Genomic DNA, 26,540 nt, shown 5'->3' with positions numbered 1-26,540 from the left:
GATGGGCGCCTTGCAGAACATCCGGCAGGCCAGCCAGCAGACGGCGGCCGGCACGCGCCAGGTCGAGGCGGCCTCGGCCAACCTCACCGAACTCGCCCAGGCGCTCATGGCGCTCGCCGAACGATACAGGCACTGAGGGCGGTCCCGCCTTGGCTCAGGACATCCGCCAGCTGCTGCTCGCCGCCTTCGATATCGAGCACCGGGAGCACGTCGCGGCGATCAGGGCCGCGCTGGGCAGCGCGACCCCGGATTGGAACGACGTCTTCCGCCGCGCCCACAGCCTGAAGGGCGCGTCCCGGGCCGTCGATCTGCCTGCCGTCGAGGCGGTGGCCCACAGGCTGGAGACGCTGTTCGAGGGGGTCCGCACCGGCGTCACGGCCCTCGACCGGGAGGCCGCCAACGCCGTCCACCTCGCCCTCGACCGGGTCGAGGCCTACGTCGCCGGCCTCAAGGACGGGGCCGGACCCGATATGCCGGCGGACGCGCTGGCCGCCCTGGGGCGGGTCCTCGGCCTTCCCGGGGACGCGCCGCAGGCCGCGGCCGCGCCGCCCGCACCCTCTGTACCGCCCGCGCCGGCAGCCCGGGCCCCGGACCCCGTCCAGCCGGCTCCCATCACGGTGGCCCCCGCCGCGGCGGCCCCGAAGCCAGCGGCCGAACCGGCCGATCCCGGAACGGCCTTCCTGCGCGTGCCGACCGAGTCGGTTGAGGCCCTGGCCCGGGCGAGCCACGACCTCGCCAGCACCCTGGCGGGTCAGGCGCCCGCCGCGGACGGCCTCGCCCGCCTCGCCCGCCTGGCCCGGGACCTGCGCACCGGTGCCGAGGCGCTCGCGGCCGGCGCCGATGCGGCGCGGCCCGAATGGCGCGCGTACGCGGCCCGCGTCGGCAGCTTCGCCCGGGAGATCGCGGACCTGTCCCGGCGCCAGACCGATGCGACCCGGGCTCTGGAGGGGGCCGCATCCCGGGTCCGCGCGGCGGCCGAGCGCCTCGCCCTGGTCCCCGCCGAGACGGTCCTCGCCCCCCTCGCCCGGTCGCTCCGCGAGACCGCCCGGGAACAGGGGCGCGAGGTCGATATCGGCCTGCGCGGCCTCGACCTCCCGGTCGAGCGCGGTACGCTGCAGGTGCTGAAGGATCCGCTGCTCCACGCCCTTCGCAATGCCCTGAGCCACGGCTGGCAGCCGCCGGAGGTGCGCCGCGCCGCCGGCAAGCCCGACGTCCTGGGCCTCGGCCTGGACATCGCCGTGCGCGGCTCCCGCCTCCAGGTCACGGTGTCGGACGACGGGCCGGGCCCGGATCTGGCCCGGATCGAGGCCGCCGCGCGGGACCGCGGCCTCCTCGCTCCGGCGGCGTCGGCCGATCCCGAGACCCTGCTGCGCCTCGTCTTCGAGCCGGGCTTCTCCACCGCGGAGGCGGTCGATACCCTGTCGGGGCGGGGCTACGGCCTCTCGGTGGCGGCGGATGCCGCCCGCCAACTCATGGGCAGCGTGCGCCTCGAGCCGCGCGCACCGGCCGGAACCGCGCTGATCTTCAGCCTGCCCCTGTCGGCGGCCCGGCGCAGCCTGCTGCTGGTCGAGGCGGCCGGGCGCAGCTACGCCCTCCCCGGCGGCACGGTCGAGCGCCTGCTGCGCCTCCGGCGGGACGCGCTGCCGGTCGCGATGGGCCGCATGATCCTGCGCCTCGGCGAGGGCGACGCGGCGACGAGCCATCCGGTGAGCGAGCTCGCCCAGATCCTCGGCGAGAGCCCCGCGCCGGCCGATCCCGGCACGCTGATCGCCGTGGTGCTCCGCGCGGGCGGCGGCCGCGTTGTGCTCGCTGTCGACCGCCTGCACGACGTGCGCCAGCTCCTCGTCCTGCCGGCGCCCGATTTCGGCGCCGATCCCGAGCTCATCGCCGGTACGGCGGTGCTGCCCGGCGACGTCCCGGTGCTCGTCCTCGATCCCGAGGGCCTCGCCGCCCGCGCACCCGCGACGTCGATCGGAACGATGGCGCAGGCTCCACGTTCGACGACTCTCGCGTCGTCGCGCACCTCCGCCCGCGCGACGATCCTGGTCGTCGACGATTCGATCACCACCCGAACCTTGGAGAAGGGCATCTTGGAAGCCGCCGGCTACCGCGTGGTCGTCTGCGTCGACGGTCAGGACGCCCTCGACCGGCTGCGCGCCGAGATCGAGCCCGTCGACCTCGTCCTCGCCGATGTGGAGATGCCGCGCCTCGACGGGTTCGGCCTGCTCCAGGCGCTGCGGGCCGACGAGCGGTTCGCCCGCCTGCCGACCATCCTGATGACCTCCCGGGGCGACGCCACCGACGTCGCCCGCGGCCTGGACTTCGGCGCCGACGCGTACCTGACCAAGCAGACCTTCGATCAGCGGCACCTGCTCGACACGATCGGGCAGCTCCTATGACCCCGGTCCGGGTCATGCTGGTGGAGGACAGCCTGGTGGTGCGCGAGCTGCTGCGCCACATCGTCTCCCGCGATCCCCGGCTCGAGATCGTGGCCGCGGTCGCCTCCGGCGAGGAGGCGCTCGACAAGCTCCGGACGGTGCGGCCGGACGTGATCTCGATGGACATCCGCCTGCCCGGCATCGACGGGCTGGAGACCACCCGCCGGATCATGGCCGAGCATCCGACCCCGATCGTCGTGATCGCGGATTCCGTCGAGGATTCCTCCCTGCGCATCTCCATGAACGCGCTCCGCGCCGGCGCGCTCTCGGTGGTGGAGAAGCCGGTGGCGACCACCCATGCCGGCTACGAGGCGGTGGCCGGGGAGATCTGCACGCAGCTGCGGATCATGGCGCAGGTCCCGGTGATCCGCCGCCGTCCGATCGGCACCGAGTGGGCGGGCCGCGGCGCCATCCTTCCCCAGGCCTCCCCGTCCGAGCTGCCCGGTCTGGCCCCGAGCCTCCTCGGGATCGGCGCCTCCACGGGCGGTCCCCCCGCCCTCGCCCGGGTGATCGGAGCCCTGCCGAGCGATTTCCCGTTGCCGGTGCTGGTGGTGCAGCACATGGGCGCCGCCTTCATGGACGGGTTCGCGAGCTGGCTCGACAGCGTCGTGACCCTGCCGGTCGGTCTGGCCCGCGACGGCGAGCGGGCCGAGCCCGGCCGCGTCTACGTGGCGCCCGGCGACCGGCACCTGGAGGTCGGGTCGAGCCGGGTCCTGCGGGTGATCGACTCCGCGCCGGTCTCGGGGCAGCGCCCGGCCGCCACCGTGCTGTTCCGCTCCATGGCCCGCCAGTCGGGCGCCTCCGGCATCGGCGTGCTGCTCACCGGCATGGGCGAGGACGGTGCCCTCGGGCTCGCCGACATGCACAAGGCCGGCGCCCAGACGGTGGCGGAGCACGAGAGCACGGCGGTGGTCTACGGCATGCCGGCCGCGGCGGTGCGGCTCGGAGCCGCCCGCTCCGTCCTGCCCCTGGACCGGATCGCCGACCACGTCCTGCGCCTCGTCGACCCGGGAGCGCGGCCGTGACCGTGGGCCAGGCCGGCACCCTCGAGGGGCCTGCCCGGATCCTGCTGGTCGAGGATTCGGAGACGCAGGCCCTGGAACTGCGCCTCCTCCTGGAGTCGCACGGCTTCTCGGTGGAGCGGTGCGCCTCGGCCGAGACGGCCCTCGATCACCTCAACCGCAGCCAGCCCGACCTCGTGGTCGCGGATTACCATCTTCCGGGCATGAACGGCGACGAGCTCATCCGGCAGATGCGCCTGTCCCTGCGCACCCGGGCCTTGCCCGTCCTGATGCTGACCGGCGGCAGCGGCGGCGAGCGCCAGGGGCTCGAGAGCGGCGCCGACGCCTATCTGCCGAAATCCGCCGATCGCGACCTGATGATCCTGCGCATCCGCGCCCTGCTGCGCGAGCGCCGCCCGGCCAGCGACGGCGAGGGCCCGGGCGCGGCCGCCTTCCGGCGCGGACGGATCCTGGTCGTCGACGGTAGCGCCACCTACCGGACCTTCCTGGCCGGCCTGATGAGCCAGGACGGGCATCACGTGGCGGCCGCCGACGGTCCGAAGGCGGCCCTGGCCGCCCTGGATGCGGCCGACGGCGGCGCGGCCTTCGACTGCGTCACGGTCGATCTCCTCGGCCACGCCTATGACGGATTGGCCCTGTGCCGGGTGATCAGCCAGCGACGGTCCGGGCAGGCGGCGGGTGCGGGCTTCCACCTCGTGGGCATCGCCGGGAGCGACCCGGCCAAGGATTTCATGGTGGAGGCCTACGCGGCCGGGGCCGACGACGTGGTCTCGAAGGCCGACGCGGAGGTCCTGGCACTCCGGGTGCGCGGCTTCGTGCGCCGCCGGCTCCTAGAGGAGGATGACCGGCGCATCGCCGGACAATTCGGCGAGCGCGAGCGGGCGGTGGAGCGGGCGCGCGGCGAAGCCGAGGCGGCCGAGGCCCGGGCACGCCTCGCCGACGCTCTGGAGCGGGCCAACCGCGACCTCGCCGACGCCAACCGACAGCTCACCGACGCGCAGTCCAAGCTCGTTCAGGCCGCCAAGATGGCCTCGCTCGGCGAGCTGGTGGCCGGCATCGCCCACGAGATCAACAATCCTCTGGCCTTCATCCTGGCCCACCAGAGCACGGTGGAGCGCCTGCTCGGCGAGTTGCCGGGTGCGGCCCCCGACGCGGCCGGCCGCGCCGTGGAGAAGGCCCGGCAGCGGGTCGGTTCGATGCGGATGGGGCTCACCCGGATCCAGGACCTCGTGCTGAACCTGCGCAAGTTCTCGCGCCTCGACGAGGGCGAGCGCGCCCTCGTCAACGTCCCGGAGGCGATCGACACGGTCCTGGCCCTGATCCAGCATAAGCTCGGGGACCGGATTGCCGTCGAGCGCAGCTTCGCGGGCCGGACCGAGATCCACTGCACGCCGGCGCTCCTCAACCAAGTGGTGATGAACATCCTGGGCAACGCCGCCGACGCCATGCCGGAGGGCGGTACAATCCGCATCGCGACCCAGTCGAGCCCCGATCTCGACGAGATCCGGATCAGCGATACCGGTCCCGGTATTCCGGATACGCTGCGTGAGAAGATCTTCGAGCCATTCTTCACAACGAAGCCGGTGGGATCGGGAACGGGACTTGGACTTGCGATTGCCTATAGCGTCGTTCAGGCGCATAGCGGCTCGCTTACCGTGGAGACGGCGCCGGGAGGAGGAGCCTGCTTCGTGATCGGGATTCCGCGGCAGGCGGCCAGCGCATGAGTGACGGTACGGCAGGTGTAGGGACGATCCTGGCCGTCGACGACGAGCCGGACATCCTGATCGCCCTGGAGGATCTGTTCGAGGATTCCTACCGGGTGCTGACGACCTCGCGCCCCGCCGAGGCGCTGGAGATCCTGCGCGCCGAGCCCGACATCGCCGTGATCCTCTCCGATCAGCGCATGCCGGGCCTTACCGGCGACGCCTTGCTCGCGGAGGCGCGCAGCTTCCACGACGCCCAGGCGATCTTGCTCACGGGCTACGCCGACATCACGGCGGTGATCGCCGCCCTCAACCGCGGCGGCATCGTCGGCTACGTGACCAAGCCCTGGGACGCGGGCCTGCTGCGCTCCACCGTCCGGCAGGCCTTCGAGCGCCACCGCCTCGGCCGCGACCTCGCCACCGAGCGGGCCCTGCTGCGCGGCCTCCTCGACCACGCCCAGGACGCGATCAGCTTCAAGGATGCGGCCGGCCGCTTCGTGCGGCTGAACGCCCGCAAGGCGGATCTCCTGGGCCGGGACATCGCCGCCTGCCTCGGGCGTCGCGAGGACGAACTCATCGGCGCCAAGGCCCGCTCCGTGGCCGAGGCGGATACGGCGGCGATCCGGTCCGGCGGGGTGGCCGAGAGCCTCATCAGCGACGGCCCGACGGGTGCCGAGCAGTGGAGCCACGTCACGCGGGTGCCGATCCGCGAGGCGGGCGGTGCGATCAGCCACCTCGCGGTGATCGAGCGCGACGTGACCGAGCAGCGGACCCTGGAGGCGCGCCTGCGCCAGTCCGACAAGATGCAGGCGCTGGGCACCCTGGCGGGCGGCATCGCGCACGACTTCAACAACCTGCTGACCGCGATTCTCGGAAGCCTGGAACTCGCCGCTCCGAAGGTCGCCGATCAGCCGCGGGTGCAGCGCCTGATCGAGAACGCCCGCGGCGCGGCGGAGCGCGGCGCCTCCCTGACGAAGCGCCTCCTCAGCTTCAGCCGCGCCCACGATCTGCAGGCGCGCGCCGTCGACGTGAACAGCCTGATCACCGGGATGAGCGACCTGTTCGGGCGCAGCCTCGGCGGCCTCGTGACCGTCCGGACCGACCTGGAGGACGGCGTTCCGGCGGTTCAGGTCGATCCGGACCAGCTCGAACTCGCCGTGCTCAACCTCTGCATCAACGCCCGGGACGCCATGCCAGACGGGGGTTCCATCACGGTGGCGACCCGGCGGCTCACCATTAGCGGCGATCCCGAGATCGCCGACGGCGCCTATCTCGGCATCAGCGTCACCGACGAGGGCACGGGCATCCCGCAGGAGATCCTGCGCCGGGTCTGCGAGCCGTTCTTCACGACCAAGGCCGTAGGCCAGGGCACCGGCCTCGGGCTGGCCATGGTGTTCGGTCTCGCCCAGCAGTCGAAGGGCCGGCTGGCGATCGACAGCGCGGTCGGCCGGGGAACCCGCGTGGAACTCGCCTTGCCCTTCGCCGCCACGGCCCCCGCGCACGCCGCCGAGGCCCCCGGCGCCGCGCCCATCGCCGGACGGCGCGCCCGCATCCTCATCGTCGACGACGATCCGCAGGTGCGGCACGTGACTGCCTCGTTCCTCACCGGGTTCGGCCACAGCACCACGGAAGCCAGCGATGGCGAGGCGGCGCTCGCGCAGCTGCAGCGCGACCGCTACGACATCGTCGTGGCCGACTTGGCCATGCCCGGCATGAGCGGCATCGAACTCGCCGCCGAGATCCGCGACCGGCATCCGCATGTGCCGGTCCTTATCCTCACCGGTCACGCCGAGGCGATGCAGATCCCCGCGGACCTGCCGGTGCTCCCGAAGCCGTTCCGCTCGGCCGATCTGGCGGCCCGCGTCGCCACCCTCCTGGACGATGCCGCCGGGCAGGCCGGCTGAAGCGGCTGCGGGAACCGGCGGGTTGCCGGCTCATTGTCCCTCCGTGGGTGCCCGCGGGCTCCCGGGTTACGAAGAGGAGGTGGACCATGAGCAATCACGGCATCTTCCCGCGCCGTCGGCGCGACAACGAGCCGGACCAGGACGGTCCACCGGACGAGTTTCGGCAGGGATAGGGGTTTCGGAGAGCGGCGCGGTCGATTTCCCGGTCCGTCCGATGCGGACCGCCAGGGCGAGCTCCCGCGACCTTCCAAGACGTGGACCCTGCTCCAGACCCGTCGGCGCAAGCCGGCGGGTTTTTTCGTGCGGTCCCGGCACCGCGACCGGAGCGAGGCGACGTCCGTTGGGGACAGGCGGAAGAACTTGGGCCTCATCGGACTGCGTCGCAGCGCCGGCGAAAGCGGGGGCACCGGAAATGCGAGAAGCCGCCCCGGGGACCGGAACGGCTTCTCGATGGACCGCAGCGTTGCGACGCCCGATCGGGTTCAGGCGGCCTCGGCGACCTGGCTCGGACCGGAATCCTTGCCGCGGGCCTCGACGTCGCGGTCCACGAACTCGATCACGGCGAGCGGGGCGTTGTCACCCTGGCGGAAGCCCGCCTTCATGATGCGGCAGTAGCCACCGGGACGGCCCTTGTAGCGCGGGCCGAGCACCGTGAAGAGCTTCTTGACCATGTCGGCGTCGCGCAGCTGCGCCATGGCGAGACGGCGGGTGTGCACGCTGTCGATGCGGCCGAGCGTGATCAGCTTCTCGACGACCGGACGCAGATCCTTGGCCTTCGGCAGGGTGGTGACGATCTGCTCGTGCTTGAGCAGCGCGGCGGACATGTTGGCGAACATCGCCTTGCGATGCTCGGCGGTGCGGTTGAAGCGGCGGCCGCGATAACCGTGACGCATGGTGCTGGCTTCCTTCTCGTCTCGGCCGCCGTGCCACGGTACGGCCGGGCGCCCCAACAGCGGGGCTTTTCATTCCGCATGACCCCGCGGCGGGATTTCCGAGGGACTTCGCGAGGCTTCGCCGAAGTCCGAGGTCCGGATCGCCCGGACGGGCGGCGCCTCGCGGCGCCGCCAAGCTCAGCCCGGGGCCTTCGCGCCTCAGTAGTGCTCCTCGAAGCGCTTGGCGAGGTCCTCGATGTTCTCCGGCGGCCAGCCGGGGATGTCCATGCCGAGGTGCAGGCCCATGCCGGCGAGCACTTCCTTGATCTCGTTGAGCGACTTGCGGCCGAAGTTCGGGGTCCGCAGCATCTCGCCCTCGGACTTCTGGATCAGGTCGCCGATGTAGACGATGTTGTCGTTCTTCAGGCAGTTCGCCGAACGGACCGACAGCTCCAGCTCGTCGACCTTCTTGAGCAGCGCCGGGTTGAAGGGCAGCTGCGGCGCGAGCGGAGCGGCTTCTTCCTTCCGCGGATCCTCGAAGTTCACGAAGACCTGCAGCTGGTCCTGGATGATGCGCGCCGCGTAGGCGAGCGCATCCTCCGGCGAGACCGCGCCGTTGGTCTCGACCGTCATGGTCAGCTTGTCCTTGTCGAGATCCTGGCCCTCGCGGGTGGTCTCGACGCGGTAGCTGACCTTGGTCACGGGCGAGAACAGCGAGTCCACCGGGATCAGGCCGATCGGGGCGTCCTCGGGGCGGTTGCGCTCGGCCGGGACGTAACCCTTGCCGGTGGCGACCGTGAACTCCATGCGGATCTCGGCGCCGTCGTCCAGCGTGCAGATCACGAGGTCGGGGTTCAGGATCTGGATGTCGCCGACCGTGCCGATGTCGCCGGCGGTGACGAGGCCCGGGCCGGTCTTGCGCAGGGTCATGCGCTTCGGCGCATCCGTCTGCGAGCGGATCGCGATGGTCTTGATGTTGAGGACGATGTCGGTGACGTCCTCGCGCACGCCCGGGATCGACGAGAACTCGTGCAGCACGCCGTCGATCTGCACCGAGGTCACGGCCGCACCCTGGAGGGACGACAGCAGCACCCGGCGCAGGGCGTTGCCCAGCGTGGTGCCGAAACCGCGCTCCAGCGGCTCGGCGACGACCGTGGCGACCCGCTTCGGGTCGTCGCCGGTCGTGACCTGCAGCTTGTTCGGCTTGATCAGTTCCTGCCAATTCTTCTGAATGACCACGATCCTACCTCTCGTCCTTGCCCGGGATCCGCGACGACCGTCCCCGCGCTTCGGCCGTCCGGCGCAGCCCCCTGGCGCCCCGAACGGTCCCTGAATCCGTATCCGTCGTTACTCGCCGCCGACCCACAGAACCGGCACGAAGCTGTAGCCCGCCCCGTCCCGATCCACGGTGCCGAGGGCCGGGAATTCGAGATGGCCGCCGGCGATGAGCGTACGCTCGCTTGCCACCTCGTCCAGGATCCGCTTGCGCGTCTCCCGCGCCTGATCGCCGTCGACGTCAAAGCCGACGCCGGCCTCAGGGTTCTTGAACTGGATCGCCGGGAGGTGCACCACGTCGGTCCACATCAGGAGCGACTGTCCACCGGAGACGATCCGGAAACCGCAATGGCCCGGCGTGTGGCCGGGCAGGTGGACCGCCGTGATCCCCGGGAGAACCTCGCCGCCCCGGTGCTCACGCACCCGACCGGCATAGGGTGCCAGGGCCTTCCGGGCGCCCTCGAAATACGGCTTCGCCTCAGCGGGCGCCGCGGCCATCGCCGCATCCGGCAGCCAATGCGCCGCCTCGTCCGCATGCACCACGATCTCGGCATTCGGGTAGCGCGCCGCTCCGTCCTTCACGAGACCGCCGACATGATCGGGGTGCAGGTGGCTGACGAGCACCGTGCCGATGTCCTCCGGCTCGACGCCCGTGAGCGCCAGCGCCGCATTGGCCCGACCCAGCGTCTCGGCCGGGGCGAGGTCGCCGTAGCCCGTATCGATCAGCGTCGGCTTGAGGCCGGGGCCCGTGATCAGGAAGGCGTTCAGCGTGATCTTGGGCTGCTCGGTGCGGAAGCCCGCCACCTGCAACCGCCCGGCCTCCTCCTTGGAGATGCCCGTGACGAGATCGAGGCTGGCCTGGAACCAGCCGTCGTTGAGCGCGGTGACCGTGAGATCGCCGAGGTTCCAACGCAGCACGCCCGGAAGCGGCTTCGATCCCGTCATGAGCTTCTCCGTCAAAGGGCTTCGGGGTCTCGACTCAGACGCGGCGGCGCTTGCGCGGGCGGCATCCGTTGTGCGGGATCGAGGTCACGTCGCGGATCGACGTCACCGTGAAGCCGGCCGCCTGGAGGGCGCGCAGAGCGGATTCGCGACCCGAACCGGGACCCGACACCTCGACCTCGAGGGTGCGCATGCCGTGCTCCGACGCCTTGCGGGCGGCATCCTCGGCCGCGACCTGCGCGGCGTACGGGGTCGACTTGCGCGAGCCCTTGAAGCCCATGGCGCCCGCCGAGGACCACGAGATGGTGTTGCCCTGCGCGTCCGTGATGGTGATCATCGTGTTGTTGAACGAGGCGTTCACGTGGGCGACGCCCGACACGATGTTCTTGCGTTCACGACGACGGACGCGTTGCGGTTCCTTGGCCATCTGTTCTCACTCTTCCTTCAGACACGCCCGTAATGCCAGGCGCTCGGGATTCTGTTTGGGGTTTGGCCGCCGCGCCCGTGCAGAGCCGGCGATCCTGGGCCGGCGCCGATGTGGGGCACTCGGCACGACGGGACGGAGGCCGGGCGAAGCGCGGCCTCCGGTCTTGAAGGGATTACTTCTTCTTGCCGGCGATCGGCTTCGCCTTGCCCTTGCGGGTGCGGGCGTTGGTGTGGGTGCGCTGGCCACGGACCGGCAGCTGCTTGCGGTGACGCAGGCCGCGATAGGCGCCGAGGTCCATCAGGCGCTTGATGTTCATGGAGACGTCGCGGCGCAGGTCGCCCTCGACGAGGTAGTCGCGGTCGATCGTCTCGCGGATCTGCAGAACCTCGGCGTCGGTCAGCTGGTTGACCCGACGCTCGGCGGGGATGTTCACCTTCTGGGTGATCTCCTCGGCCTTCTTGGCGCCGATGCCGTGGATGTACTGGAGCGCGATGACGACGCGCTTGTTGGTCGGGATGTTGACGCCTGCGATACGGGCCACGAACACTCTCCATGTATGACCCGGGCGATCCGGGTCGGACGCGCGCGTCCGGTGGAGGCCGGCCCCTGCGCGCATGAAACGACGACGCGGCCCGCGGGCAGCCCTTGACGGGGCACCTCGGACCATCGTGCGGTTGGACGAAGGAGGGCCTGCTAGCGCGTAGGCGGGCCGATGTCAACGACGCGTCGCCGGATTGACGTGCTGCCCTGCGTCGCGTCCGAGGGTGTTCAGGGGTATCGAGGAGCTTGAATGTCTCTGTTGACCAGCGACGGCGCCACCCTGCGGGCTTTCGCCGATTCGGTGCTGCGTGCCGCCGAGGAGACCCTCGACGAGGTCGTCCCCGTGACCCTGGCTGTGGTCGGCGGCGTGCTTGCCGAGGCCGAGCCCGGATCCGTCGCGCTTCAGCACGTGCCCGACGGGCCGGGCCTGCTCTGGGCCACCTTCGCGGGGCGCCGGATGGTGTTTCGCTACAACGTCCTCACCGCCATGATCGAGTTGCGGGAGGACACCGGCGACGGTTACCCGCTCCGCCTCTTCGGTCATCGATCCCTGGCGATGGACGTCGTGAATTTCTTCGGCACCCTGCGCCGCGATGGGCGGCTCTGAGGCGGCGTTCGCGCCTCAGCGGAAGCCCTGGTTCCGCAACCGGCAGTAGCCGCCCATATCCTGGTGACCGGCCGGGCAGCGTCGGACGCAGGCCCCGGCCGCGAACTTGAGCGGCGGCCGGCAGGCGTGCCGGAACTGCCTCTGACCGTACACGAAGGATTGGGCCGGGCTCTGGGCGAATGCCGGCGATCCCGGCAATGCGAGCGCCAGGGTGAGGATGACGGTCGTGGCGATGCGGCGCAGGGTCATGGGGTTTCCGATCGAAGCTGCGCCCCTCAACCGATCGACGCCGCCAAGGGTTCGCGGCCGACCAGCGCGATTGCCGCCTGAGGCCGCCGTCATCGCCATCAACGCCGCAGCCTTGACTGCCCTGGCCGCGCGGCCTTCGTGACGCTCGCGGCGACGATGCGGGCATCCTCGGCCGATCGCGCCCGCTGACCCCGGCCGATCGGGAGCGGGCCGACACCGCGACGGGTGTTCAGGAGGTCACGCGCTCTTCGTGCGGCGTCAGCACGGCCATCAGGTCGTCCGTCACCTTGTCGATCGGCTGCATGCCATCGATGGTTTTCAGCATGCCTTTCCCCGCATAGTAGGCGGAGAGCGGTGCCGTCTGCGCGCGGTAGGCTTCCAGGCGCTGCTTGAACACCTCCGGCGTGTCGTCCTTCCGCACGGCCTGGCCGCGGGCCAGGGTCTCGGCGGCGCGCTTCTCGATGCGGCCGACCAGGGCGTTCTCGTCGACTTTCAGCTCGATGACCGTGGCGAGGCTCAGGCCCTTGCCGGCCAGCATCTCGCTCAGCGCCTCGGCCTGCGCAACGGTGCGGGGGAACCCGTCGAGGATGAATCCCCGACGCGCATCCGGCTCCTCGATCCGGTCGGCCACGATGCCGACGACGATCCGGTCGGAGACCAGGCCACCCGATTCCATCACGGCCTTGGCCTTGAGGCCCACCGGCGTGCCCGCCGCCACGGCCGCGCGCAGCATGTCACCCGTGGAGAGCTGCGGGATGCCGAAGCGCTGTACGATCCGCTCGGATTGCGTCCCCTTCCCCGCCCCGGGGGGACCGAGCAGAATGATGCGCATGGCGTTGTCCTCGTCGGGCCCACTCCCTGTGGGCACAAGCCGCGGTGGCGAGCCTCCCTGGCATCGCCGGATTCGGGGGTTTTCTAGCCGGTACCGGGTGCGGAGGCACCCGGACCTTTGGACCAGAGACGGGAGGAATCCTGGTGCCCGGCCGCCTCTGTAGCAGTCTCAGCGCCGGCGTTGCGTGGTCGAGGCGCCACGCAGCTTGGCCTTCTTCACGAGGCCCTCGTACTGGTGCGCCATCAGGTGGCCGTGGATCTGCGCCACCGTGTCCATCGTGACCGAGACCACGATGAGCAGCGACGTGCCGCCGAAACCGAGGCTCGCCGCCGCGTAGGACGACAGGATCTCCGGGCACAGGCACACGAGCGTCAGGTACAGGGCGCCGATCACCGTGATGCGGGTCAGCACCTTGTCGATGAAGGACGCCGTGCGCTCACCCGGACGGATGCCCGGGATGAAGCCGCCGTGCTTCTTCAGGTTGTCGGCGGTCTCCTGCGGATTGAAGACCACCGCCGTGTAGAAGAAGGTGAAGAAAATGATCAGGGCCGCATAGAGGACCATGAACAGCGGCGTACCGTGGCCGAGATAGGCCGTGACCGTGCCGAGCCAGCCGGTGGCCCCGCCATTCGCCGAGAAGCTCGCCGCCGTGGCCGGCAGGAGCAGCAGCGACGAGGCGAAGATCGGCGGGATCACGCCTGAGGTGTTGAGCTTGAGGGGCAGGAACGAGGTCTGGCCCTCGTACATGCGGTTACCGACCTGGCGCTTCGGGTAGTTGATCAGGAGCCGGCGCTGGGCGCGCTCCATGAACACGATGAAGTAGACGAGAGCCACCGCGGCGACGCCCACGCCCAAGATGATCGCCGGCGACAGGGCGCCGGTCCGGCCGAGTTCGAGCGCGCCCGCGATCGCAACCGGCAGGTGGGCGACGATGCCGGCGAAAATGATCAGCGACGAGCCGTTGCCGATACCCCGCGAGGTGATCTGCTCGCCGAGCCACATCAGAAACAGGGTGCCGCCCGTGAGCGTGATCACCGTCGAGGCCAGGAAGAACGGGCCCGGATCGATGGCGGCCGACGAGCCCTGCAGGCCGATGGCGATGCCCCAGGACTGCACCAGGGCCAGCACCACCGTCAGGTAGCGGGTGTACTGGTTGATCACCTTCCGACCGGATTCGCCCTCTTTCTTCAGGGCCTCCAGGCTCGGGATCACGGAGGTCAGCAACTGCACGATGATCGAGGCCGAGATGTACGGCATGATGTTCAAGGCGAAGATCGCCATGCGCTCGACGGCACCGCCGGAGAACATGTTGAACAGGCCGAGCACGCCGCCCGACTGCTGCTGGAAGTTCCGGGCGAACTGCTCCGGATCGATGCCGGGGATCGGGATGTACGTGCCCAGCCGGAACACCACGAGGGCGCCGAGCGTGAACCAGATGCGCTTCTTCAGCTCATCGGCCTTGGCGATCGCACCGAAATTGAGGTTGGCGGCAAGCTGCTCGGCGGCTGAGGCCATAAGCGTCGCGTCCTGGAAGTGTCGCCGGACGCGCGGCGCCCGGATGAAATGAAAACGGCGGCCCGCGAGGTCGCAGGGCCGCCGCTCGAAGGATCGGCTTAAAGGGTGCGCGGGGCCCGTGCAACGGGTCCCGCGGTTGCCCCCGTCGCGTCCGTCAGGCCGTGGCCGCCTCGCTGCCGCCGCGGGTGGAAGCACCCTGGGCATAGACGGTGCTGACCGAACCGCCGGCCTTCTCGACCGCCTCGACGGCGGACTTGGAGGCGCGGGTAACCTCGAAGCTGAGCTTCGCGGTCAGCTCGCCGACGCCGAGCAGCTTCACGCCGTCGCGGGGACGGGCGATGATGCCGGCAGCCACCAGGGTTTCGACCGTCACGGTCGCGGCCTTGTCGAGCTTGCCCGCGTCCACGGCTTCCTGGATCCGGCCGAGGTTCACCTCGTTCAGGTCCTGCGCGTAGAGATTGTTGAAGCCGCGCTTCGGCAGGCGACGATGGAGCGGCATCTGGCCACCCTCGAAGCCCTTGATGGACACGCCGGTCCGGGCCTTCTGACCCTTCACGCCGCGACCCGTGGTCTTGCCCTTGCCGGAGCCGATGCCCCGGCCGACACGCATCCGGTTCTTGGTAGCGCCGGGATTGTCGCTGATCTCGTTGAGCTTCATCGGGACCTCCTCACGCCACGTCGCCGTGGACGCGCACGAGGTGCGCAACCTTGCGGATCATGCCGCGCACGGAGGGGGTATCCTCCAACTCGGACACGCGGTGGAGCTTGTTGAGCTTCAGGCCGATCAGCGTCTGGCGCTGGCTGGCCTCACGGCGGATCGGCGAGCCGATCTGCTCGATGCGGAGCGTCTTCTGTGCCATCGGACCCTCCCTTACGCGACCGCAGCTTCGGACTGGTCGGCCGGATCGGCATCGCGACGGCGCGACTGGAGCGTCGACACCTTGATGCCGCGGCGGGCCGCCACGGAGCGCGGGCTGTCCTCGTTCTTGAGCGCCTCGAAGGTGGCGCGCACGAGGTTGTAGGGGTTCGAGGAACCGAGAGACTTGGCGACGACGTCCTGCATGCCGAGCGTCTCGAACACGGCGCGCATCGGGCCGCCCGCGATGATGCCGGTGCCCTGCGGGGCCGCGCGGAGGATCACCTTGCCGGCGCCGTGGCGACCGTTGACGTCGTGATGCAGTGTCCGGCCTTCGCGGAGCGAGACCCGGATCAGACCGCGCTTGGCGGCCTCGGTCGCCTTGCGGATCGCCTCCGGCACCTCACGGGCCTTGCCGTGGCCGAAGCCGACGCGGCCCTTCTGGTCGCCGACGACGACGAGGGCCGCGAAGCCGAAGCGACGGCCGCCCTTCACCACCTTGGCGACGCGGTTGATGTGGACGAGCTTGTCCACGAACTCGCTGTCGCGCTCCTCGCGATCATCGCGGCGGCCGCGGCCCCCGCCTTCACGTTCACGTGCCATGTCTTTACCTGTTCATCTCACTGGCGCAGGCGGCGGGCCTGCTCGCTCGATTGCTTCGAATGCCGGACATGCACCGCATGTCCGGCCCGCCGTCGTTCGACGATCCCGATCTGGTTCGCCGGCGGCGGATGCGCCGGCGGCGAGGTTCCAGGATCAGAACTCCAGGCCGCCTTCGCGGGCGGCCTCGGCCACAGCCGCGACGCGACCGTGATAGATGTAGCCGGAGCGGTCGAAGATCACCTTCGTGACGCCCGCGGCCTTGGCGCGCTCGGCCACCAGTTTGCCCACCGCCTTTGCGGCGGCGACATCGGCGCCGGTCTTGAGTTCACCCTTGAGTGCCTTGTCGATCGACGACGCGGCGGCCAGCGTCTTGCCGGCGGCGTCATCGATGACCTGCACGTAGATCTGCTTCGACGAGCGGAACACCGAGAGCCGCGGACGGCCGTTGGCGGCCGCCCGCAGCGCGCGACGGACGCGCGCCTTGCGGCGATCGAGGGCTTCGAGCTTGCGAGACATGATGCCCTCCTTACTTCTTCTTGCCTTCCTTGCGGAAGATGAACTCGCCCGCGTACTTCACGCCCTTGCCCTTGTAGGGCTCGGGTCCGCGGTAATCGCGGATCTCAGCGGCGACCTGACCGACCTGCTGGCGGTTGATCCCCGTGATCGTGATCTCGGTGGGCTTCGGGGTCGCGATCGTGATCCCGGTGGGGATCGCGTACTCGATGTCGTGGCTGTAGCCGAGCGACAGCTTGAGGGCCTTGCCGGCCATCGCGGCGCGATAACCGACGCCGGTGATCTCGAGCTTCTTCTCGAAGCCCTTCGACACGCCCTCGACGATGTTGGCGATCTGCGCCCGCGACGTGCCCCACAGGGAGCGCGCCGGCTTGGACTGGTTCACGGGCTGGACCTCGATGGCCCCGTCCTTCATCGCCACATTGACGAGCGAGGGGACGACGAACGACAGCTCGCCCTTCGAACCCTTCATCTTCACCGTCTGACCGGTGACGGTGGCGGTAACGCCGGCCGGTACAGGGACCGGCTTCTTGCCTACGCGAGACATGGGATAACCTCCTTATGTCCCGATCAGAACACGGTGCAGAGCACTTCACCGCCGACGTTGCGCTCGCGCGCCTCGTGGTCGGCCATGACGCCCTGCGGGGTGGAGACGATGGTGACGCCGAGGCCGTCGGCGACGTGCGGCAGCTCGCCGACCGACGAGTAGACCCGGCGGCCCGGCTTCGAGACGCGCTTGATCTCACGGATCACCGGGCGCCCGTCGTAGTACTTGAGCTCGATGGCGAACTCGGTGCGGCCGTTGCCGAGGTCGGTCGCCGCGTAGTCGCGGATATAGCCCTCGGACTTCAGCACGTCGAGGACGCTGGCGCGCAGGCGCGAGCCGGGCGTCTGGACGACGTTGCGACGGCGCAGCTGGCCGTTACGGATGCGGGTGAGCATGTCGCCCACGGGATCGTTGACCATGGGGACCTCCTTACCAGCTCGACTTGACCAGGCCGGGGATCAGGCCCCGGTTGCCAAGCTCGCGCAGCGCCACGCGCGAGATGCCCATCTTGCGATAGTAGGCGCGCGGGCGGCCGGTCATGCCGCAGCGGTTGCGGATGCGGGTCGCCGACGAGTTGCGCGGCAGTTCCGCGAGCTTGAGACGCGCCTCGAAGCGCTCCTCCATCTCGAGGCCATCGTTGTTGGCGATCTCGAGGAGCGCCTTCCGCTTGGCCGCGAAGCGCTTCACCAGCGCCTTGCGGGCCTCGTTCTTCTCGACTGAGCTTTTCTTCGACATGTGGTCTATCTCCGGTGTCCGCGTCTGAAGCCCGAGGGCTTCACTGCCGGAACGGGAACTGGAAGGCGGCGAGGAGAGCCTTGGCCTCGGCATCGGTCTTGGCGGTGGTCGCCACGACGATGTCCATGCCCCAGGTCTGCTCGGCCTTGTCGTAGGAGATCTCGGGGAACACGAGGTGCTCCTTGAGACCCAGGGCGTAGTTGCCGCGGCCGTCGAACGAGCGCGGGTTCAGGCCGCGGAAGTCACGCACACGCGGCAGCGCGATCGTGATCAGGCGGTCCATGAACTCGTACATGCGCTGCTTGCGCAGGGTCACCTTGCAGCCGATCGGCATGCCCTCACGGACCTTGAAGGTCGCGATGGCCTTGCGGGCCTTGGTGATGACCGGCTTCTGGCCGGCGATGAGGGCGAGATCGCCCGCGGCCACCGAGGCCTTCTTCGAGTCCGCGGTGGACTCGCCGACGCCCATGTTGATCACGATCTTCGTGATCTGCGGCACTTCCATGGGGTTCTTGTAGCCGAACTCTTCGATCAGCTTCTGGCGAACCACCTCGTCGTAGTGCTTGCGCAGGCGCGGGGTGTAGGCGTTCTTGTCGGCCTCAGCCATCGATCTGATCCCCCGTGGTCTTGGCGAACCGGACCTTGCGCCCGTCTTCGAGGATGCGGAAACCCACGCGGGTCGGCTTGCCATTGGCATCGGCCACCGCGATGTTCGAGAGCTGGATGGCGGCCTCCTTGGAGATGATGCCGCCTTCCTGGTTCTGGGTCTGCTTCTGGTGCTTCTTCACGAGGTTGATGCCGCGCACGAAGGCCCGGCCTTCCTTCGGCAGAACCTGGATCACCTCGCCCGAGCGACCGGAGTCGCGGCCGGTGAGCACGACGACCTTGTCGCCCTTCTTGATCTTGGCAGCCATTACAGCACCTCCGGAGCCAGGGAGATGATCTTCATGTGGTTGCGGGCGCGGAGTTCGCGCGGCACCGGTCCGAAGATACGGGTGCCGATCGGCTCCTTCTGATTGTTGATCAGGACCGCGGCGTTCTTGTCGAAGCGGATGACCGAACCGTCGGCACGCTTCACGTCCTTGGCGGTGCGGACGACGACCGCCTTCATGACGTCGCCCTTCTTGACGCGACCGCGCGGGATCGCCTCCTTGACGGAGACGACGATGACGTCGCCCACGCCGGCATACTTGCGCTTCGACCCGCCGAGAACCTTGATGCACATCACACGGCGTGCACCCGAGTTGTCGGCGACGTCCAGATTCGTCTGCATCTGGATCACGTGCGTGACTCCTTGTTTCAGGCGGGTTTCCGCACACGGACGGTATTGCCCGGCGGACGACGCCTGATGGGGACCTGACGTCCCCGGCTCATGTGTTCGACCGCGCTGGCGGTGTCATACGACACCGGCGCGGTCACCGCGTTCACAGGGTGCGAGCACCCATCGAAATTCTCGCGAAGGCCGGGCGGATACTACGGGCGGTCGACGATGGCAAGCGGAACAGCGTGAAATCGTTGGCGCCGCGTGGGTGGTATGACCTGGTTCGGGGGGCCTTCGGGTCGGCGCTGTCCCCGGCCACATCCCCGATACATCATCCCTGATGCTGGGGCCGGACCGCCGTTCGCAGGCTCGGGACGGGGAGCGTGCATCGCGTCACCCGAGCGGGTCCCGGACGATCTGAGCGGAGCGGAACCGGATCGGGGCTCGGTCAGGTCGTCGCTCGGAGACGGTGCGGGATCCGTTACCGCCCCTGTCCCAGGCAGGCCCGAGCGGGCGTCAGCGAGACGGCCCCCTCCTCCAGACGTGCGACGACCGGCACGCCTGGCAGCGCACCGGTCGCCAACTTCCCGTGCGTCGGTGTCAGGCCGGCTGGCCAATCGATTCGAACAGGAAGCCGTCGAGGCTCGGGATCGTCACCGCCGCGCCGCTCGCCGGCTTCGACAGGCGCCAGGGCCGCTCCGCGCGGGCGCGAATGGCCTCGGACGGGCGGAGCCGCCGCATGAGGCCGTCCTCGCCCACCTCTTCGATCGCCAGGAACCCGTAGACCTGGAGCCGGGAGGCCGTGAGCTTCATCCCGCGATCCTCCGCGGCAACGACCATGCTGCCGGTGGCGTAGAGCGCGTCCAACAGGGACCGCTGTTCGCTGCGGCGCCGGTTGCGCGCCTCCCGCTCGCCCGGTGCCTGAGCGGGGACGGCCCGCCGGAACGGAACGACGTTGCTGACCGCGACGCAACCCATACGCAACACCCTTGACGCAAACTTGAGCGGCGTCCCGGCCGCTCGCTGATCGCGACAATTCGACGGAGGCCTTTAATTCTCCGTAGACCCTGATGGCGCTCCCCTGCCCCGATCCGGCACGCCCCGTGCGGCAACCCGGCAGGATTTGCCGCTTCGCCACCGATGCCGGGGATACGCCTCCGACCCGTCCGCCCGCCCACGGACTTGATCGTCTGCCGGTGCCCGGACCGGCGAGGACGGGTCGAAGCGGCCGTGTCAGGCTCGATGGACGGTCACCGAGCGCGTCCGGGCGAGCCGGGAGGCCAGCCCGTCGAGGGATACGCACAGGATGCCGTAGACGGCGCCGACGAACCGGGAGATCTCGGCGGGGTGGATCATGGCGCGGTTGTTCACCTGGGCGGCCACGAAGGCGAGTTCGGGCACCCCGATCACGTAGGCGAGCGACGTGTCCTTGATGAGCGCCGTCCACTGATTGACGAACGAAGGCGCCATCGCCCGTAGCGCCCGCGGCAGGACGATGAACCGCAAGGTCGGCCAGCGGCCGAAGCCGAGCGCCAGGCCGGCTTCCCAATGACCGCGGCCGACGCTCTCGATCCCCGCCGCCACTCCGTAGGACAGGTAGGCACCCGCGACGAGCGACAGGGCCGCCACCACGGTCCCGATCTCGGGGACCGACAGGCCGAACAGGATCGGCAGCAGGAAGTAGAGCCGGAAGATCAGCAGTACGATCGGGACGGCCCGCAAGAGCCCGACGGCGAGGGCGGCGCAGGTGGCACCGGCGCTCATCGCGAGACCGAGGCCCGGGATCAGACCCAGCACGGCCGAGACAAGACCGGACAAGCCGGAGAGAATCAGCGTCAGGGCAAGCCCGCCGATCGGCCCGTCGGGCCAGGCCCCGACCAGCAGGTAATCGAGATTGTCAGTGATGACCGGCAGGGTCATCGCCGCGAACCGGCCGGGCGGGAGCGGCGCGCCAGGGCTTGTCCCGCCATTTCCACCGCCGCCGCCGCGCCGACATACAGCAGCGTCGCGATTCCGGAGGCTTGGAAAGTCTTGAAGGTCTCCGTCTCGACCTGCCGGGATGCGTAGGATAGCTCCGCCAGACCGCTCGTCATGGTCAGGGACGTGTTCTTGATCGTGTTCAGGTACTGGCCGACGATCGGCAGCCAGGCGAGGCGCAGGGCCTGGGGGAGCACGATGTGGCGGAAGGCATGGACCGGCGTGTGGCCGAGGGCGCGGGCCGCCCCCCGCTGGGCCGCACGGACGCCGTTGATCCCGGCGCAGGCCTCTTCGGCGATGTAGGCGCCAGCGTAGAGCGTGAGCCCACAGAATCCGGCCAGCGTCTCGTAGGCAGGCCAGTGCAGGGCGCCGACGCCCAGGTTCAGGGCATGCGGCGTATTCAGTCAGACGGTGATCGCCCCTGGAAGCAGGGCGGCCGCCGCGAAGTACCAGACGAAGAGCTGCACCAGCAGCGGGGTGTTGCGGACGAGACAGACATAGCCGGCCACGGCGCACCGCCCCACCTCGCCGCCCACGTCGCGCAGGCTGCAGGCCGCGAGGCCCAGCGCCGTGCCCGCAAGGCAGACGGCGACCGACAGGGCCAGGGTCATTCCGAAGCCCTGAAGCAGCCAGGCGAGATAGCGGGGCGCCAGAAGATCGCCGACCAGCTGATCCACTTCCGTCGCTCCGCCTCCGCTAGAGGGGATCGCCGATCCGGAACAGGCGCAGCAGCAGCTACTCGGTCTTCGGCCCGAACCAGCTTTCGTAGATCGCCGCCGCCTTTCCGCTCGCCTCCCGGCCGCGCAGGGTCTCGTTCACGAGTTCCCGCAGTCGTGTTTCTCCCTTCGGAATGCCGATATAGTCGTCGGAGATGCAGAAGGGCGGGATCTCGTAGTTCTCCCGGTCCGGCACCTTCGCCAGCAACCCGATGAGTTTCGGCCCATCCTGCGTGATCGCCTAGACGTTGCCGTTGCGCAGGGCCGACAACGCGAAGGGTGTGTCGTCGAAGGCGACAACGGTTGCCTTCGGGAAGTCGCGGCGCAGCACAATCTCGTTGGTCGTGCCCTTGTCGGCACCGATCCGGAGCTCGTTCAGCTGGTCGGGCGAGGACAGGGTGCCTTTCTTCGCCAGGAACTGCTGACCCGAGGCGAAGTACGGGATGCTGAAATCGAGCTGCCTGGCCCGCTCCTCGGTGATGGTGGAGTTCGCCAGCACCAGATCGACATTGCCGGAGGTGAGCAGCGGGATGCGATTGGCCGGGTTGGTCGGCCGGACCTCCAACTTCACGCCGGGCTTGTCGGCGACGGCCTGCGCGTAGTCGAGATCAAGTCCGGTGATCCGCTTCGCCGCCGGAGAGACGGCGCACGAGTATCTCCATTGTCGTTGGCGAACACGATTCGGCCCAGCCAGCGATGACGAACGATCCTCGATCGTACCGACCAAGTCGAGCGGTCGACCGTCGGAGATGTTCTAGCCCGAATCGTCCGAGCACCAGCAGTGTTCTATGAAGGTGTTGCCGCGATCAACGGACCGGTTTGTCTTTCTTTATCGGATCTGGAGCAAAGAACGCTGGTGTCGCGTGGGAGAACGCGGTGGATCTTTCTGCCGGGGCGAGGCCGTCCCTGTGGCCCCGCTGAGATCCCAGAGGCGGCAGGGCGCCGGAGCCGCAGAGTCAGGTCGGCGCCCTGCACCGTTTCAGCCAAGGACGCCGCGCGCCACGCCCGCGCCGTGATGGCAGGCCACCGCCCGACCGAACCCCGGGGACCTGCAGGGACCCTCGCGGTGCGCGTGACGCGGCTTCCAGATCGCCCGCCTGCGCCAAGTCCGTCGCCACCGGAACCCGCCGCCCAATCCGATAGAACGAGCGCGATTCGCCGGACGGGTTTCGCGATCCTGACCGTATTCCATCCCGCATCGGCGCTCCGACGGGCTGTCCTGATCGGTGCCGCGTCCAGGACCCACCGCGGCGCATAGGACAGCCAATCACGCGCCTTGACCGATCCTTAACCTCCGACGCGGCGCAGTTTTCTGCCGCGACCGCATTGACCTCCGGGGCAACGGCGGCTAGAAGCGCGCCACTTCGGACGGCCATCGGCTGCCGACGGCCCTTGGGCATACCCCCGGACGCTGTCGCAATCGCCCCGAGCGCTCCGAGGGTTCAAATCGCCTGACGCTTGAGTCAGATCCGTAGGTACGAGCGCGTTCGTTTCGGGCGTGCTCCTCTGCCCACACCGCGCCGAGGGTCCGTGACAGGCCCTCCGGCGCATATTCGTTTTGCGGATTGCCCCAGGCAGTCCCGCCTAGGTGACCGAGGAAGAGGGCACAGGATGCCGACGATCAACCAGCTGATCGCCCAGCCGCGGAAGATCCAGCGGAGCCGCAACAAGGTTCCGGCGCTCGACGCTTGCCCGCAGAAGCGCGGCGTCTGCACCCGGGTCTACACGACGACCCCGAAGAAGCCGAATTCGGCGCTCCGCAAGGTCGCCAAGGTCCGCCTCACCAACGGTTTCGAGGTGATCGGCTACATCCCGGGTGAGGGTCACAACCTTCAGGAGCACTCCGTGGTCATGATCCGCGGTGGCCGCGTGAAGGATCTTCCGGGCGTGCGCTACCACATCCTGCGCGGCGTGCTCGACACGCAGGGCGTGAAGAACCGCAAGCAGCGCCGTTCGAAGTACGGCGCCAAGCGTCCGAAGTAAGTCGGCCGCCCGGATTTTTCCCGGGCGCCGGTCCATGTTTCCACGGCCTCGCAAGGATGTCGCCGGCCTCAGGGCTCAGGCGGCCTGCGCGGGGCGCTTAAGATCTTTTCGTTCGAGAGTCTCAGAAGATGTCCCGTCGCCACTCTGCCGAGAAGCGTGAGATCATCCCGGATCCGAAGTACGGGGACGTGGTGCTGACGAAATTCATGAACTCGATCATGTACGAGGGCAAGAAGTCGACCGCCGAGCGGATCGTCTACGGCGCCTTCGACATCGTCGAGAACCGTGCCCGCGCCAATCCGATCGAGGTGTTCCGCGCCGCCCTCGACAACGTCGCCCCGATGATCGAGGTGCGCTCCCGCCGCGTGGGCGGTGCGACCTACCAGGTCCCGGTCGAGGTGCGCACCGAGCGTCGTCAGGCCCTGGCCATCCGCTGGCTGATCCAGGCGGCCCGCTCGCGCAACGACCGGACGATGATCGAGCGTCTCTCTGCCGAGCTGCTCGACGCCGCCAACAACCGCGGCAACGCCGTCAAGAAGCGGGAAGATACGCACCGGATGGCGGAAGCCAACCGCGCCTTCTCGCACTACCGCTGGTAAGCGGTTCCGCCGTCTCTCAGGAGCAATCCGATGCCCCGCACGCACGCGATCGAGGACTACCGCAACTTCGGCATCATGGCCCACATCGATGCCGGCAAGACCACGACGACCGAGCGGATCCTCTACTACACCGGAAAGTCCCACAAGATCGGCGAGGTCCATGAGGGCGCCGCCACGATGGACTGGATGGAGCAGGAGCAGGAGCGTGGCATCACGATCACGTCCGCCGCGACGACCTGCTTCTGGCGCGACAAGCGCCTGAACATCATCGACACCCCCGGCCACGTGGACTTCACCATCGAGGTGGAGCGCTCGCTCCGCGTGCTCGACGGCGCCGTCTGCGTGCTGGACGGCAACCAGGGCGTCGAGCCGCAGACCGAGACGGTGTGGCGTCAGGCTGACAAGTACGACGTGCCGCGCGTCGTGTTCGTCAACAAGATGGACAAGATCGGCGCCGACTTCTTCAAGTGCGTGGCCGACATCATCGACCGCGTCGCCGGCAAGCCGGTCTGCCTGCAGCTGCCGATCGGTGCCGAGTCCAACTTCCAGGGCGTGATCGACCTCATCAAGATGAAGGCGATCGTCTGGTCGGGCGAGGCGCTCGGCGCCAACTTCGACGAGGTCGAGATCCCGGCCGATCTCAAGGATCAGGCCGTCGAGTACCGCACCAAGCTGGTTGAGGCCTGCGTCGAGCTCGACGATGAGGCGATGTCGGCCTACCTCGACGGCACCGAGCCGGACGAGGCGGCAATGCGGGTCCTGGTGCGTAAGGCCGTGCAGCTGCGCGCCTTCCATCCGGTGCTCTGCGGCTCCGCGTTCAAGAACAAGGGCGTCCAGCCCCTCCTCGACGCCGTCGTGGATTACCTGCCCTCCCCGGCCGACCGCGGCGAGATCAAGGGCATCGACTTCAAGACCGAGGAAGAGACCGTCCGTCATCCGACGGATTCGGATCCCTTCTCCATGCTCGCCTTCAAGATCATGGACGATCCCCACGTCGGCACGATCACCTTCTGCCGCGTCTACTCGGGCAAGGTCGATTCCGGCGCCAACGTGCTCAACTCGTCCCGCGACAAGAAAGAGCGTGTCGGCCGCATGCTCCTGATGCACGCCAACAACCGCGAGGACATCAAGGAGGCCTTCGCCGGCGACATCGTCGCCCTGGCCGGCCTCAAGGACACCCGCACGGGCGACACCCTCTGCGATGCGCAGAAGGCCGTGATCCTCGAGAAGATGGAGTTCCCTGAGCCCGTCATCGAGATCGCCGTCGAGCCCAAGTCGAAGGCCGATCAGGAGAAGCTCGGCATCGCGCTCGCGAAGCTCGCCGCCGAGGATCCGTCGTTCCGGGTCTCCACCGACCAGGAATCCGGCCAGACCATCCTGCGCGGGATGGGCGAACTCCACCTCGACATCAAGGTCGACATCCTCCGTCGGACCTACAAGGTCGACGCGAATATCGGCCAGCCGCAGGTCGCCTACCGCGAGAAGCTGACCCGCCGTCAGGAGATCGACTACACCCACAAGAAGCAGACCGGCGGTACCGGCCAGTTCGCCCGCGTTAAGTTCGTCGTCGAGCCCAACGAGCCGGGTGCCGGCTTCCAGTTCGAATCGAAGATCGTCGGCGGCGCGGTGCCGAAGGAGTACATCCCCGGCGTCGAGAAGGGCCTGAACTCGGTGCTGGGCGCGGGCGTCCTCGCCGGCTTCCCGGTGGTCGACGTGAAGGTCGAGCTGATCGACGGCGCCTACCACGACGTGGACTCGTCGGCACTGGCCTTCGAGATCGCGTCCCGGGCGGCGCTCCGGGAGGCTCTGCAAAAGGGCGGCTCGGTCCTGCTCGAGCCGGTGATGAAGGTCGAGGTCGTCTCGCCAGAGGAATACACTGGATCGGTCATCGGCGACCTGAACGCCCGCCGCGGTCAGATCCAGGGCCAGGACATGCGGGGCAACGCCAACGTCATCAACGCGATGGTGCCGCTGGCCAACATGTTCGGCTACGTGAACCAGCTGCGCTCCTTCTCGCAGGGCCGCGCCAACTTCACGATGCAATTCGACCACTACGAAGAGGTGCCGCGCGGCGAGGCCGACAAGGTCATCGCCAAGTACGCCTGAGGCTCGCGCCTCAGCATCTCTTTTTCCGCAACGCGAATTCGAATCTAGGAGGCTCTGATGGGCAAGGAAAAGTTCTCCCGCACCAAGCCGCACTGCAACATCGGCACGATTGGTCACGTTGACCACGGCAAGACGTCGCTGACGGCTGCGATCACGAAGGTGCTTGCGGAGACGGGTGGGGCGACGTTCACGGCCTACGACCAGATCGACAAGGCTCCGGAGGAGAAGGCGCGCGGGATCACGATCTCGACGGCGCACGTGGAGTACGAGACGCAGAACCGTCACTACGCGCACGTGGACTGCCCCGGCCACGCCGAC

Annotated in this window: 33 protein-coding genes; 9 read left to right on the top strand and 24 right to left on the bottom strand. The window is 69.1% G+C overall.

The window, feature by feature from the left end; translation table 11 throughout:
- The first annotated feature begins 149 nt into the window (after positions 1-149).
- Genes MKK82_RS00835 through MKK82_RS00820 form a run of 4 tightly spaced genes read left to right on the top strand, consistent with a single transcriptional unit; the run spans position 150 to position 7,067 of the window.
- Positions 150-2,399 carry a response regulator gene (locus tag MKK82_RS00835; protein WP_238293252.1) on the top strand — a complete coding sequence of 750 codons (2,250 nt, stop codon included), beginning with the start codon at positions 150-152 and terminating at the stop codon, positions 2,397-2,399.
- A complete protein-coding gene (gene cheB, locus MKK82_RS00830) occupies positions 2,396-3,463 on the top strand; it encodes a chemotaxis-specific protein-glutamate methyltransferase CheB (RefSeq protein WP_238293250.1) in 1,068 nt (355 codons plus the stop codon). The genes MKK82_RS00835 and cheB overlap by 4 nt, the downstream gene beginning before the upstream one ends.
- Complete coding sequence (locus MKK82_RS00825; RefSeq protein WP_373323407.1) at positions 3,460-5,184, top strand: response regulator; 1,725 nt, start codon at positions 3,460-3,462, stop codon at positions 5,182-5,184. Before cheB ends, MKK82_RS00825 begins: the two co-directional genes overlap by 4 nt.
- Entirely contained in the window at positions 5,181-7,067 is a 1,887-nt protein-coding gene (locus MKK82_RS00820) for a response regulator (protein ID WP_238293248.1), read from the top strand. Before MKK82_RS00825 ends, MKK82_RS00820 begins: the two co-directional genes overlap by 4 nt.
- Positions 7,068-7,549: 482 nt before the next feature.
- Here MKK82_RS00820 and rplQ read toward each other — a convergent pair whose 3' ends face one another.
- The 5 genes from rplQ to rpsM all read right to left on the bottom strand — a co-directional run bounded on the left by rplQ (position 7,550) and on the right by rpsM (position 11,124).
- The gene (gene rplQ / locus MKK82_RS00815; protein ID WP_210034116.1) at positions 7,550-7,960 is read right to left on the bottom strand and encodes a 50S ribosomal protein L17; all 411 of its coding nucleotides are present in this window, start codon (positions 7,958-7,960) and stop codon (positions 7,550-7,552) included.
- A 198-nt stretch (positions 7,961-8,158) separates the two neighbouring features.
- A complete protein-coding gene (locus MKK82_RS00810; protein ID WP_010686165.1) occupies positions 8,159-9,178 on the bottom strand; it encodes a DNA-directed RNA polymerase subunit alpha in 1,020 nt (339 codons plus the stop codon).
- 108 nt (positions 9,179-9,286) lie between these two features.
- A complete protein-coding gene (locus MKK82_RS00805; protein ID WP_238293246.1) occupies positions 9,287-10,159 on the bottom strand; it encodes an MBL fold metallo-hydrolase in 873 nt (290 codons plus the stop codon).
- Between the two features lie 34 nt (positions 10,160-10,193).
- Positions 10,194-10,583: a 30S ribosomal protein S11 gene (gene rpsK / locus MKK82_RS00800; protein ID WP_007557606.1), complete on the bottom strand. Its 390-nt coding sequence runs from the start codon at positions 10,581-10,583 to the stop codon at positions 10,194-10,196.
- Between the two features lie 172 nt (positions 10,584-10,755).
- Positions 10,756-11,124, bottom strand: a complete 369-nt coding sequence (gene rpsM / locus MKK82_RS00795) for a 30S ribosomal protein S13 (RefSeq protein WP_238293244.1) — start codon at positions 11,122-11,124, stop codon at positions 10,756-10,758.
- A 249-nt stretch (positions 11,125-11,373) separates the two neighbouring features.
- Here rpsM and MKK82_RS00790 point away from each other — a divergent pair, with 249 nt between their 5' ends.
- Positions 11,374-11,730, top strand: coding sequence for a hypothetical protein (locus tag MKK82_RS00790; protein WP_238293242.1), 357 nt, complete (start codon positions 11,374-11,376; stop codon positions 11,728-11,730).
- Positions 11,731-11,745: 15 nt separating this feature from the next.
- Here the strand turns inward: MKK82_RS00790 and MKK82_RS00785 are convergent, their stop codons facing one another.
- The 19 genes from MKK82_RS00785 to MKK82_RS00700 all read right to left on the bottom strand — a co-directional run bounded on the left by MKK82_RS00785 (position 11,746) and on the right by MKK82_RS00700 (position 22,261).
- Positions 11,746-11,979, bottom strand: a complete 234-nt coding sequence (locus tag MKK82_RS00785; protein WP_238293240.1) for a hypothetical protein — start codon at positions 11,977-11,979, stop codon at positions 11,746-11,748.
- A 229-nt stretch (positions 11,980-12,208) separates the two neighbouring features.
- Positions 12,209-12,811 (bottom strand): adenylate kinase, encoded by a 603-nt coding sequence (locus tag MKK82_RS00780; protein ID WP_243984301.1) that lies wholly within the window; start codon positions 12,809-12,811, stop codon positions 12,209-12,211.
- 168 nt (positions 12,812-12,979) lie between these two features.
- Positions 12,980-14,326, bottom strand: coding sequence for a preprotein translocase subunit SecY (gene secY / locus MKK82_RS00775; protein WP_238293236.1), 1,347 nt, complete (start codon positions 14,324-14,326; stop codon positions 12,980-12,982).
- A gap of 154 nt (positions 14,327-14,480) precedes the next feature.
- Positions 14,481-14,984, bottom strand: coding sequence for a 50S ribosomal protein L15 (gene rplO, locus MKK82_RS00770; protein ID WP_243984300.1), 504 nt, complete (start codon positions 14,982-14,984; stop codon positions 14,481-14,483).
- A 10-nt stretch (positions 14,985-14,994) separates the two neighbouring features.
- Positions 14,995-15,186, bottom strand: coding sequence for a 50S ribosomal protein L30 (rpmD, locus tag MKK82_RS00765; protein ID WP_238293232.1), 192 nt, complete (start codon positions 15,184-15,186; stop codon positions 14,995-14,997).
- Between the two features lie 11 nt (positions 15,187-15,197).
- Positions 15,198-15,785 carry a 30S ribosomal protein S5 gene (rpsE, locus tag MKK82_RS00760; protein ID WP_043355033.1) on the bottom strand — a complete coding sequence of 196 codons (588 nt, stop codon included), beginning with the start codon at positions 15,783-15,785 and terminating at the stop codon, positions 15,198-15,200.
- 153 nt (positions 15,786-15,938) lie between these two features.
- Complete coding sequence (rplR, locus tag MKK82_RS00755) at positions 15,939-16,301, bottom strand: 50S ribosomal protein L18 (protein WP_238293230.1); 363 nt, start codon at positions 16,299-16,301, stop codon at positions 15,939-15,941.
- A 10-nt stretch (positions 16,302-16,311) separates the two neighbouring features.
- Positions 16,312-16,845: a 50S ribosomal protein L6 gene (rplF, locus tag MKK82_RS00750; protein ID WP_238293228.1), complete on the bottom strand. Its 534-nt coding sequence runs from the start codon at positions 16,843-16,845 to the stop codon at positions 16,312-16,314.
- A 23-nt stretch (positions 16,846-16,868) separates the two neighbouring features.
- On the bottom strand, positions 16,869-17,264 hold the full coding sequence (gene rpsH / locus MKK82_RS00745; RefSeq protein ID WP_010686178.1) for a 30S ribosomal protein S8: 396 nt from the start codon (positions 17,262-17,264) through the stop codon (positions 16,869-16,871).
- A 10-nt stretch (positions 17,265-17,274) separates the two neighbouring features.
- The gene (rpsN, locus tag MKK82_RS00740) at positions 17,275-17,580 is read right to left on the bottom strand and encodes a 30S ribosomal protein S14 (RefSeq protein ID WP_091789232.1); all 306 of its coding nucleotides are present in this window, start codon (positions 17,578-17,580) and stop codon (positions 17,275-17,277) included.
- Positions 17,581-17,620: 40 nt separating this feature from the next.
- The gene (gene rplE, locus MKK82_RS00735; RefSeq protein ID WP_238293226.1) at positions 17,621-18,187 is read right to left on the bottom strand and encodes a 50S ribosomal protein L5; all 567 of its coding nucleotides are present in this window, start codon (positions 18,185-18,187) and stop codon (positions 17,621-17,623) included.
- Positions 18,180-18,494, bottom strand: coding sequence for a 50S ribosomal protein L24 (rplX, locus tag MKK82_RS00730; RefSeq protein ID WP_012319178.1), 315 nt, complete (start codon positions 18,492-18,494; stop codon positions 18,180-18,182). The genes rplE and rplX overlap by 8 nt, the downstream gene beginning before the upstream one ends.
- A complete protein-coding gene (gene rplN / locus MKK82_RS00725) occupies positions 18,494-18,862 on the bottom strand; it encodes a 50S ribosomal protein L14 (RefSeq protein WP_010686182.1) in 369 nt (122 codons plus the stop codon). Before rplN ends, rplX begins: the two co-directional genes overlap by 1 nt.
- Before the next feature lie 579 nt (positions 18,863-19,441).
- Complete coding sequence (locus MKK82_RS00720; protein ID WP_238293224.1) at positions 19,442-19,819, bottom strand: hypothetical protein; 378 nt, start codon at positions 19,817-19,819, stop codon at positions 19,442-19,444.
- A gap of 255 nt (positions 19,820-20,074) precedes the next feature.
- Entirely contained in the window at positions 20,075-20,761 is a 687-nt protein-coding gene (locus MKK82_RS00715) for an amino acid ABC transporter permease (protein ID WP_243984298.1), read from the bottom strand.
- Positions 20,758-21,159 (bottom strand): ABC transporter permease subunit, encoded by a 402-nt coding sequence (locus MKK82_RS00710; protein ID WP_353959853.1) that lies wholly within the window; start codon positions 21,157-21,159, stop codon positions 20,758-20,760. The genes MKK82_RS00715 and MKK82_RS00710 overlap by 4 nt, the downstream gene beginning before the upstream one ends.
- Positions 21,160-21,222: 63 nt before the next feature.
- Positions 21,223-21,495 carry an ABC transporter permease subunit gene (locus MKK82_RS00705; RefSeq protein ID WP_238293220.1) on the bottom strand — a complete coding sequence of 91 codons (273 nt, stop codon included), beginning with the start codon at positions 21,493-21,495 and terminating at the stop codon, positions 21,223-21,225.
- Between the two features lie 58 nt (positions 21,496-21,553).
- Positions 21,554-21,742, bottom strand: a complete 189-nt coding sequence (locus tag MKK82_RS34325; protein WP_373323406.1) for a hypothetical protein — start codon at positions 21,740-21,742, stop codon at positions 21,554-21,556.
- A 33-nt stretch (positions 21,743-21,775) separates the two neighbouring features.
- Positions 21,776-22,261 carry a transporter substrate-binding domain-containing protein gene (locus MKK82_RS00700; protein ID WP_373323405.1) on the bottom strand — a complete coding sequence of 162 codons (486 nt, stop codon included), beginning with the start codon at positions 22,259-22,261 and terminating at the stop codon, positions 21,776-21,778.
- Between the two features lie 884 nt (positions 22,262-23,145).
- On the opposite strand from MKK82_RS00700, the gene rpsL reads away from it, so the two are divergent.
- The 4 genes from rpsL to MKK82_RS00680 form a co-directional block, all read left to right on the top strand.
- Positions 23,146-23,517, top strand: a complete 372-nt coding sequence (rpsL, locus tag MKK82_RS00695; protein ID WP_007557568.1) for a 30S ribosomal protein S12 — start codon at positions 23,146-23,148, stop codon at positions 23,515-23,517.
- A gap of 128 nt (positions 23,518-23,645) precedes the next feature.
- Positions 23,646-24,116, top strand: a complete 471-nt coding sequence (gene rpsG, locus MKK82_RS00690) for a 30S ribosomal protein S7 (RefSeq protein ID WP_007557567.1) — start codon at positions 23,646-23,648, stop codon at positions 24,114-24,116.
- Positions 24,117-24,146: 30 nt separating this feature from the next.
- Positions 24,147-26,222: an elongation factor G gene (gene fusA / locus MKK82_RS00685; protein WP_238293218.1), complete on the top strand. Its 2,076-nt coding sequence runs from the start codon at positions 24,147-24,149 to the stop codon at positions 26,220-26,222.
- Between the two features lie 57 nt (positions 26,223-26,279).
- Positions 26,280-26,540: GTP-binding protein (locus tag MKK82_RS00680; protein WP_243984296.1), on the top strand; the 261-nt coding region annotated here is incomplete at its 3' end.

This window comes from Methylobacterium sp. E-046 (assembly GCF_022829625.1).
GTDB lineage: Bacteria > Pseudomonadota > Alphaproteobacteria > Rhizobiales > Beijerinckiaceae > Methylobacterium > Methylobacterium longum.
This window is presented reverse-complemented; position numbering and strand designations above follow the sequence as displayed.

What these genes read in the sequence shown, in the direction of transcription:
- cheB (WP_238293250.1), top strand. Translation starts at nt 2,396, where the DNA reads ATGACCCCGGTCCGGGTCATGCTGGTGGAGGACAGCCTGGTGGTGCGC.
- MKK82_RS00820 (WP_238293248.1), top strand. Translation starts at nt 5,181, where the DNA reads ATGAGTGACGGTACGGCAGGTGTAGGGACGATCCTGGCCGTCGACGAC.
- rplQ (WP_210034116.1), bottom strand. Translation starts at nt 7,960, where the DNA reads ATGCGTCACGGTTATCGCGGCCGCCGCTTCAACCGCACCGCCGAGCAT.
- MKK82_RS00805 (WP_238293246.1), bottom strand. Translation starts at nt 10,159, where the DNA reads ATGACGGGATCGAAGCCGCTTCCGGGCGTGCTGCGTTGGAACCTCGGC.
- rpsK (WP_007557606.1), bottom strand. Translation starts at nt 10,583, where the DNA reads ATGGCCAAGGAACCGCAACGCGTCCGTCGTCGTGAACGCAAGAACATC.
- MKK82_RS00790 (WP_238293242.1), top strand. Translation starts at nt 11,374, where the DNA reads ATGTCTCTGTTGACCAGCGACGGCGCCACCCTGCGGGCTTTCGCCGAT.
- MKK82_RS00785 (WP_238293240.1), bottom strand. Translation starts at nt 11,979, where the DNA reads ATGACCCTGCGCCGCATCGCCACGACCGTCATCCTCACCCTGGCGCTC.
- MKK82_RS00780 (WP_243984301.1), bottom strand. Translation starts at nt 12,811, where the DNA reads ATGCGCATCATTCTGCTCGGTCCCCCCGGGGCGGGGAAGGGGACGCAA.
- secY (WP_238293236.1), bottom strand. Translation starts at nt 14,326, where the DNA reads ATGGCCTCAGCCGCCGAGCAGCTTGCCGCCAACCTCAATTTCGGTGCG.
- rplO (WP_243984300.1), bottom strand. Translation starts at nt 14,984, where the DNA reads ATGAAGCTCAACGAGATCAGCGACAATCCCGGCGCTACCAAGAACCGG.
- rpmD (WP_238293232.1), bottom strand. Translation starts at nt 15,186, where the DNA reads ATGGCACAGAAGACGCTCCGCATCGAGCAGATCGGCTCGCCGATCCGC.
- rpsE (WP_043355033.1), bottom strand. Translation starts at nt 15,785, where the DNA reads ATGGCACGTGAACGTGAAGGCGGGGGCCGCGGCCGCCGCGATGATCGC.
- rplR (WP_238293230.1), bottom strand. Translation starts at nt 16,301, where the DNA reads ATGTCTCGCAAGCTCGAAGCCCTCGATCGCCGCAAGGCGCGCGTCCGT.
- rplF (WP_238293228.1), bottom strand. Translation starts at nt 16,845, where the DNA reads ATGTCTCGCGTAGGCAAGAAGCCGGTCCCTGTACCGGCCGGCGTTACC.
- rpsH (WP_010686178.1), bottom strand. Translation starts at nt 17,264, where the DNA reads ATGGTCAACGATCCCGTGGGCGACATGCTCACCCGCATCCGTAACGGC.
- rpsN (WP_091789232.1), bottom strand. Translation starts at nt 17,580, where the DNA reads ATGTCGAAGAAAAGCTCAGTCGAGAAGAACGAGGCCCGCAAGGCGCTG.
- rplE (WP_238293226.1), bottom strand. Translation starts at nt 18,187, where the DNA reads ATGGCTGAGGCCGACAAGAACGCCTACACCCCGCGCCTGCGCAAGCAC.
- rplX (WP_012319178.1), bottom strand. Translation starts at nt 18,494, where the DNA reads ATGGCTGCCAAGATCAAGAAGGGCGACAAGGTCGTCGTGCTCACCGGC.
- MKK82_RS00720 (WP_238293224.1), bottom strand. Translation starts at nt 19,819, where the DNA reads ATGGGTTGCGTCGCGGTCAGCAACGTCGTTCCGTTCCGGCGGGCCGTC.
- MKK82_RS00715 (WP_243984298.1), bottom strand. Translation starts at nt 20,761, where the DNA reads ATGACCCTGCCGGTCATCACTGACAATCTCGATTACCTGCTGGTCGGG.
- rpsL (WP_007557568.1), top strand. Translation starts at nt 23,146, where the DNA reads ATGCCGACGATCAACCAGCTGATCGCCCAGCCGCGGAAGATCCAGCGG.
- rpsG (WP_007557567.1), top strand. Translation starts at nt 23,646, where the DNA reads ATGTCCCGTCGCCACTCTGCCGAGAAGCGTGAGATCATCCCGGATCCG.
- fusA (WP_238293218.1), top strand. Translation starts at nt 24,147, where the DNA reads ATGCCCCGCACGCACGCGATCGAGGACTACCGCAACTTCGGCATCATG.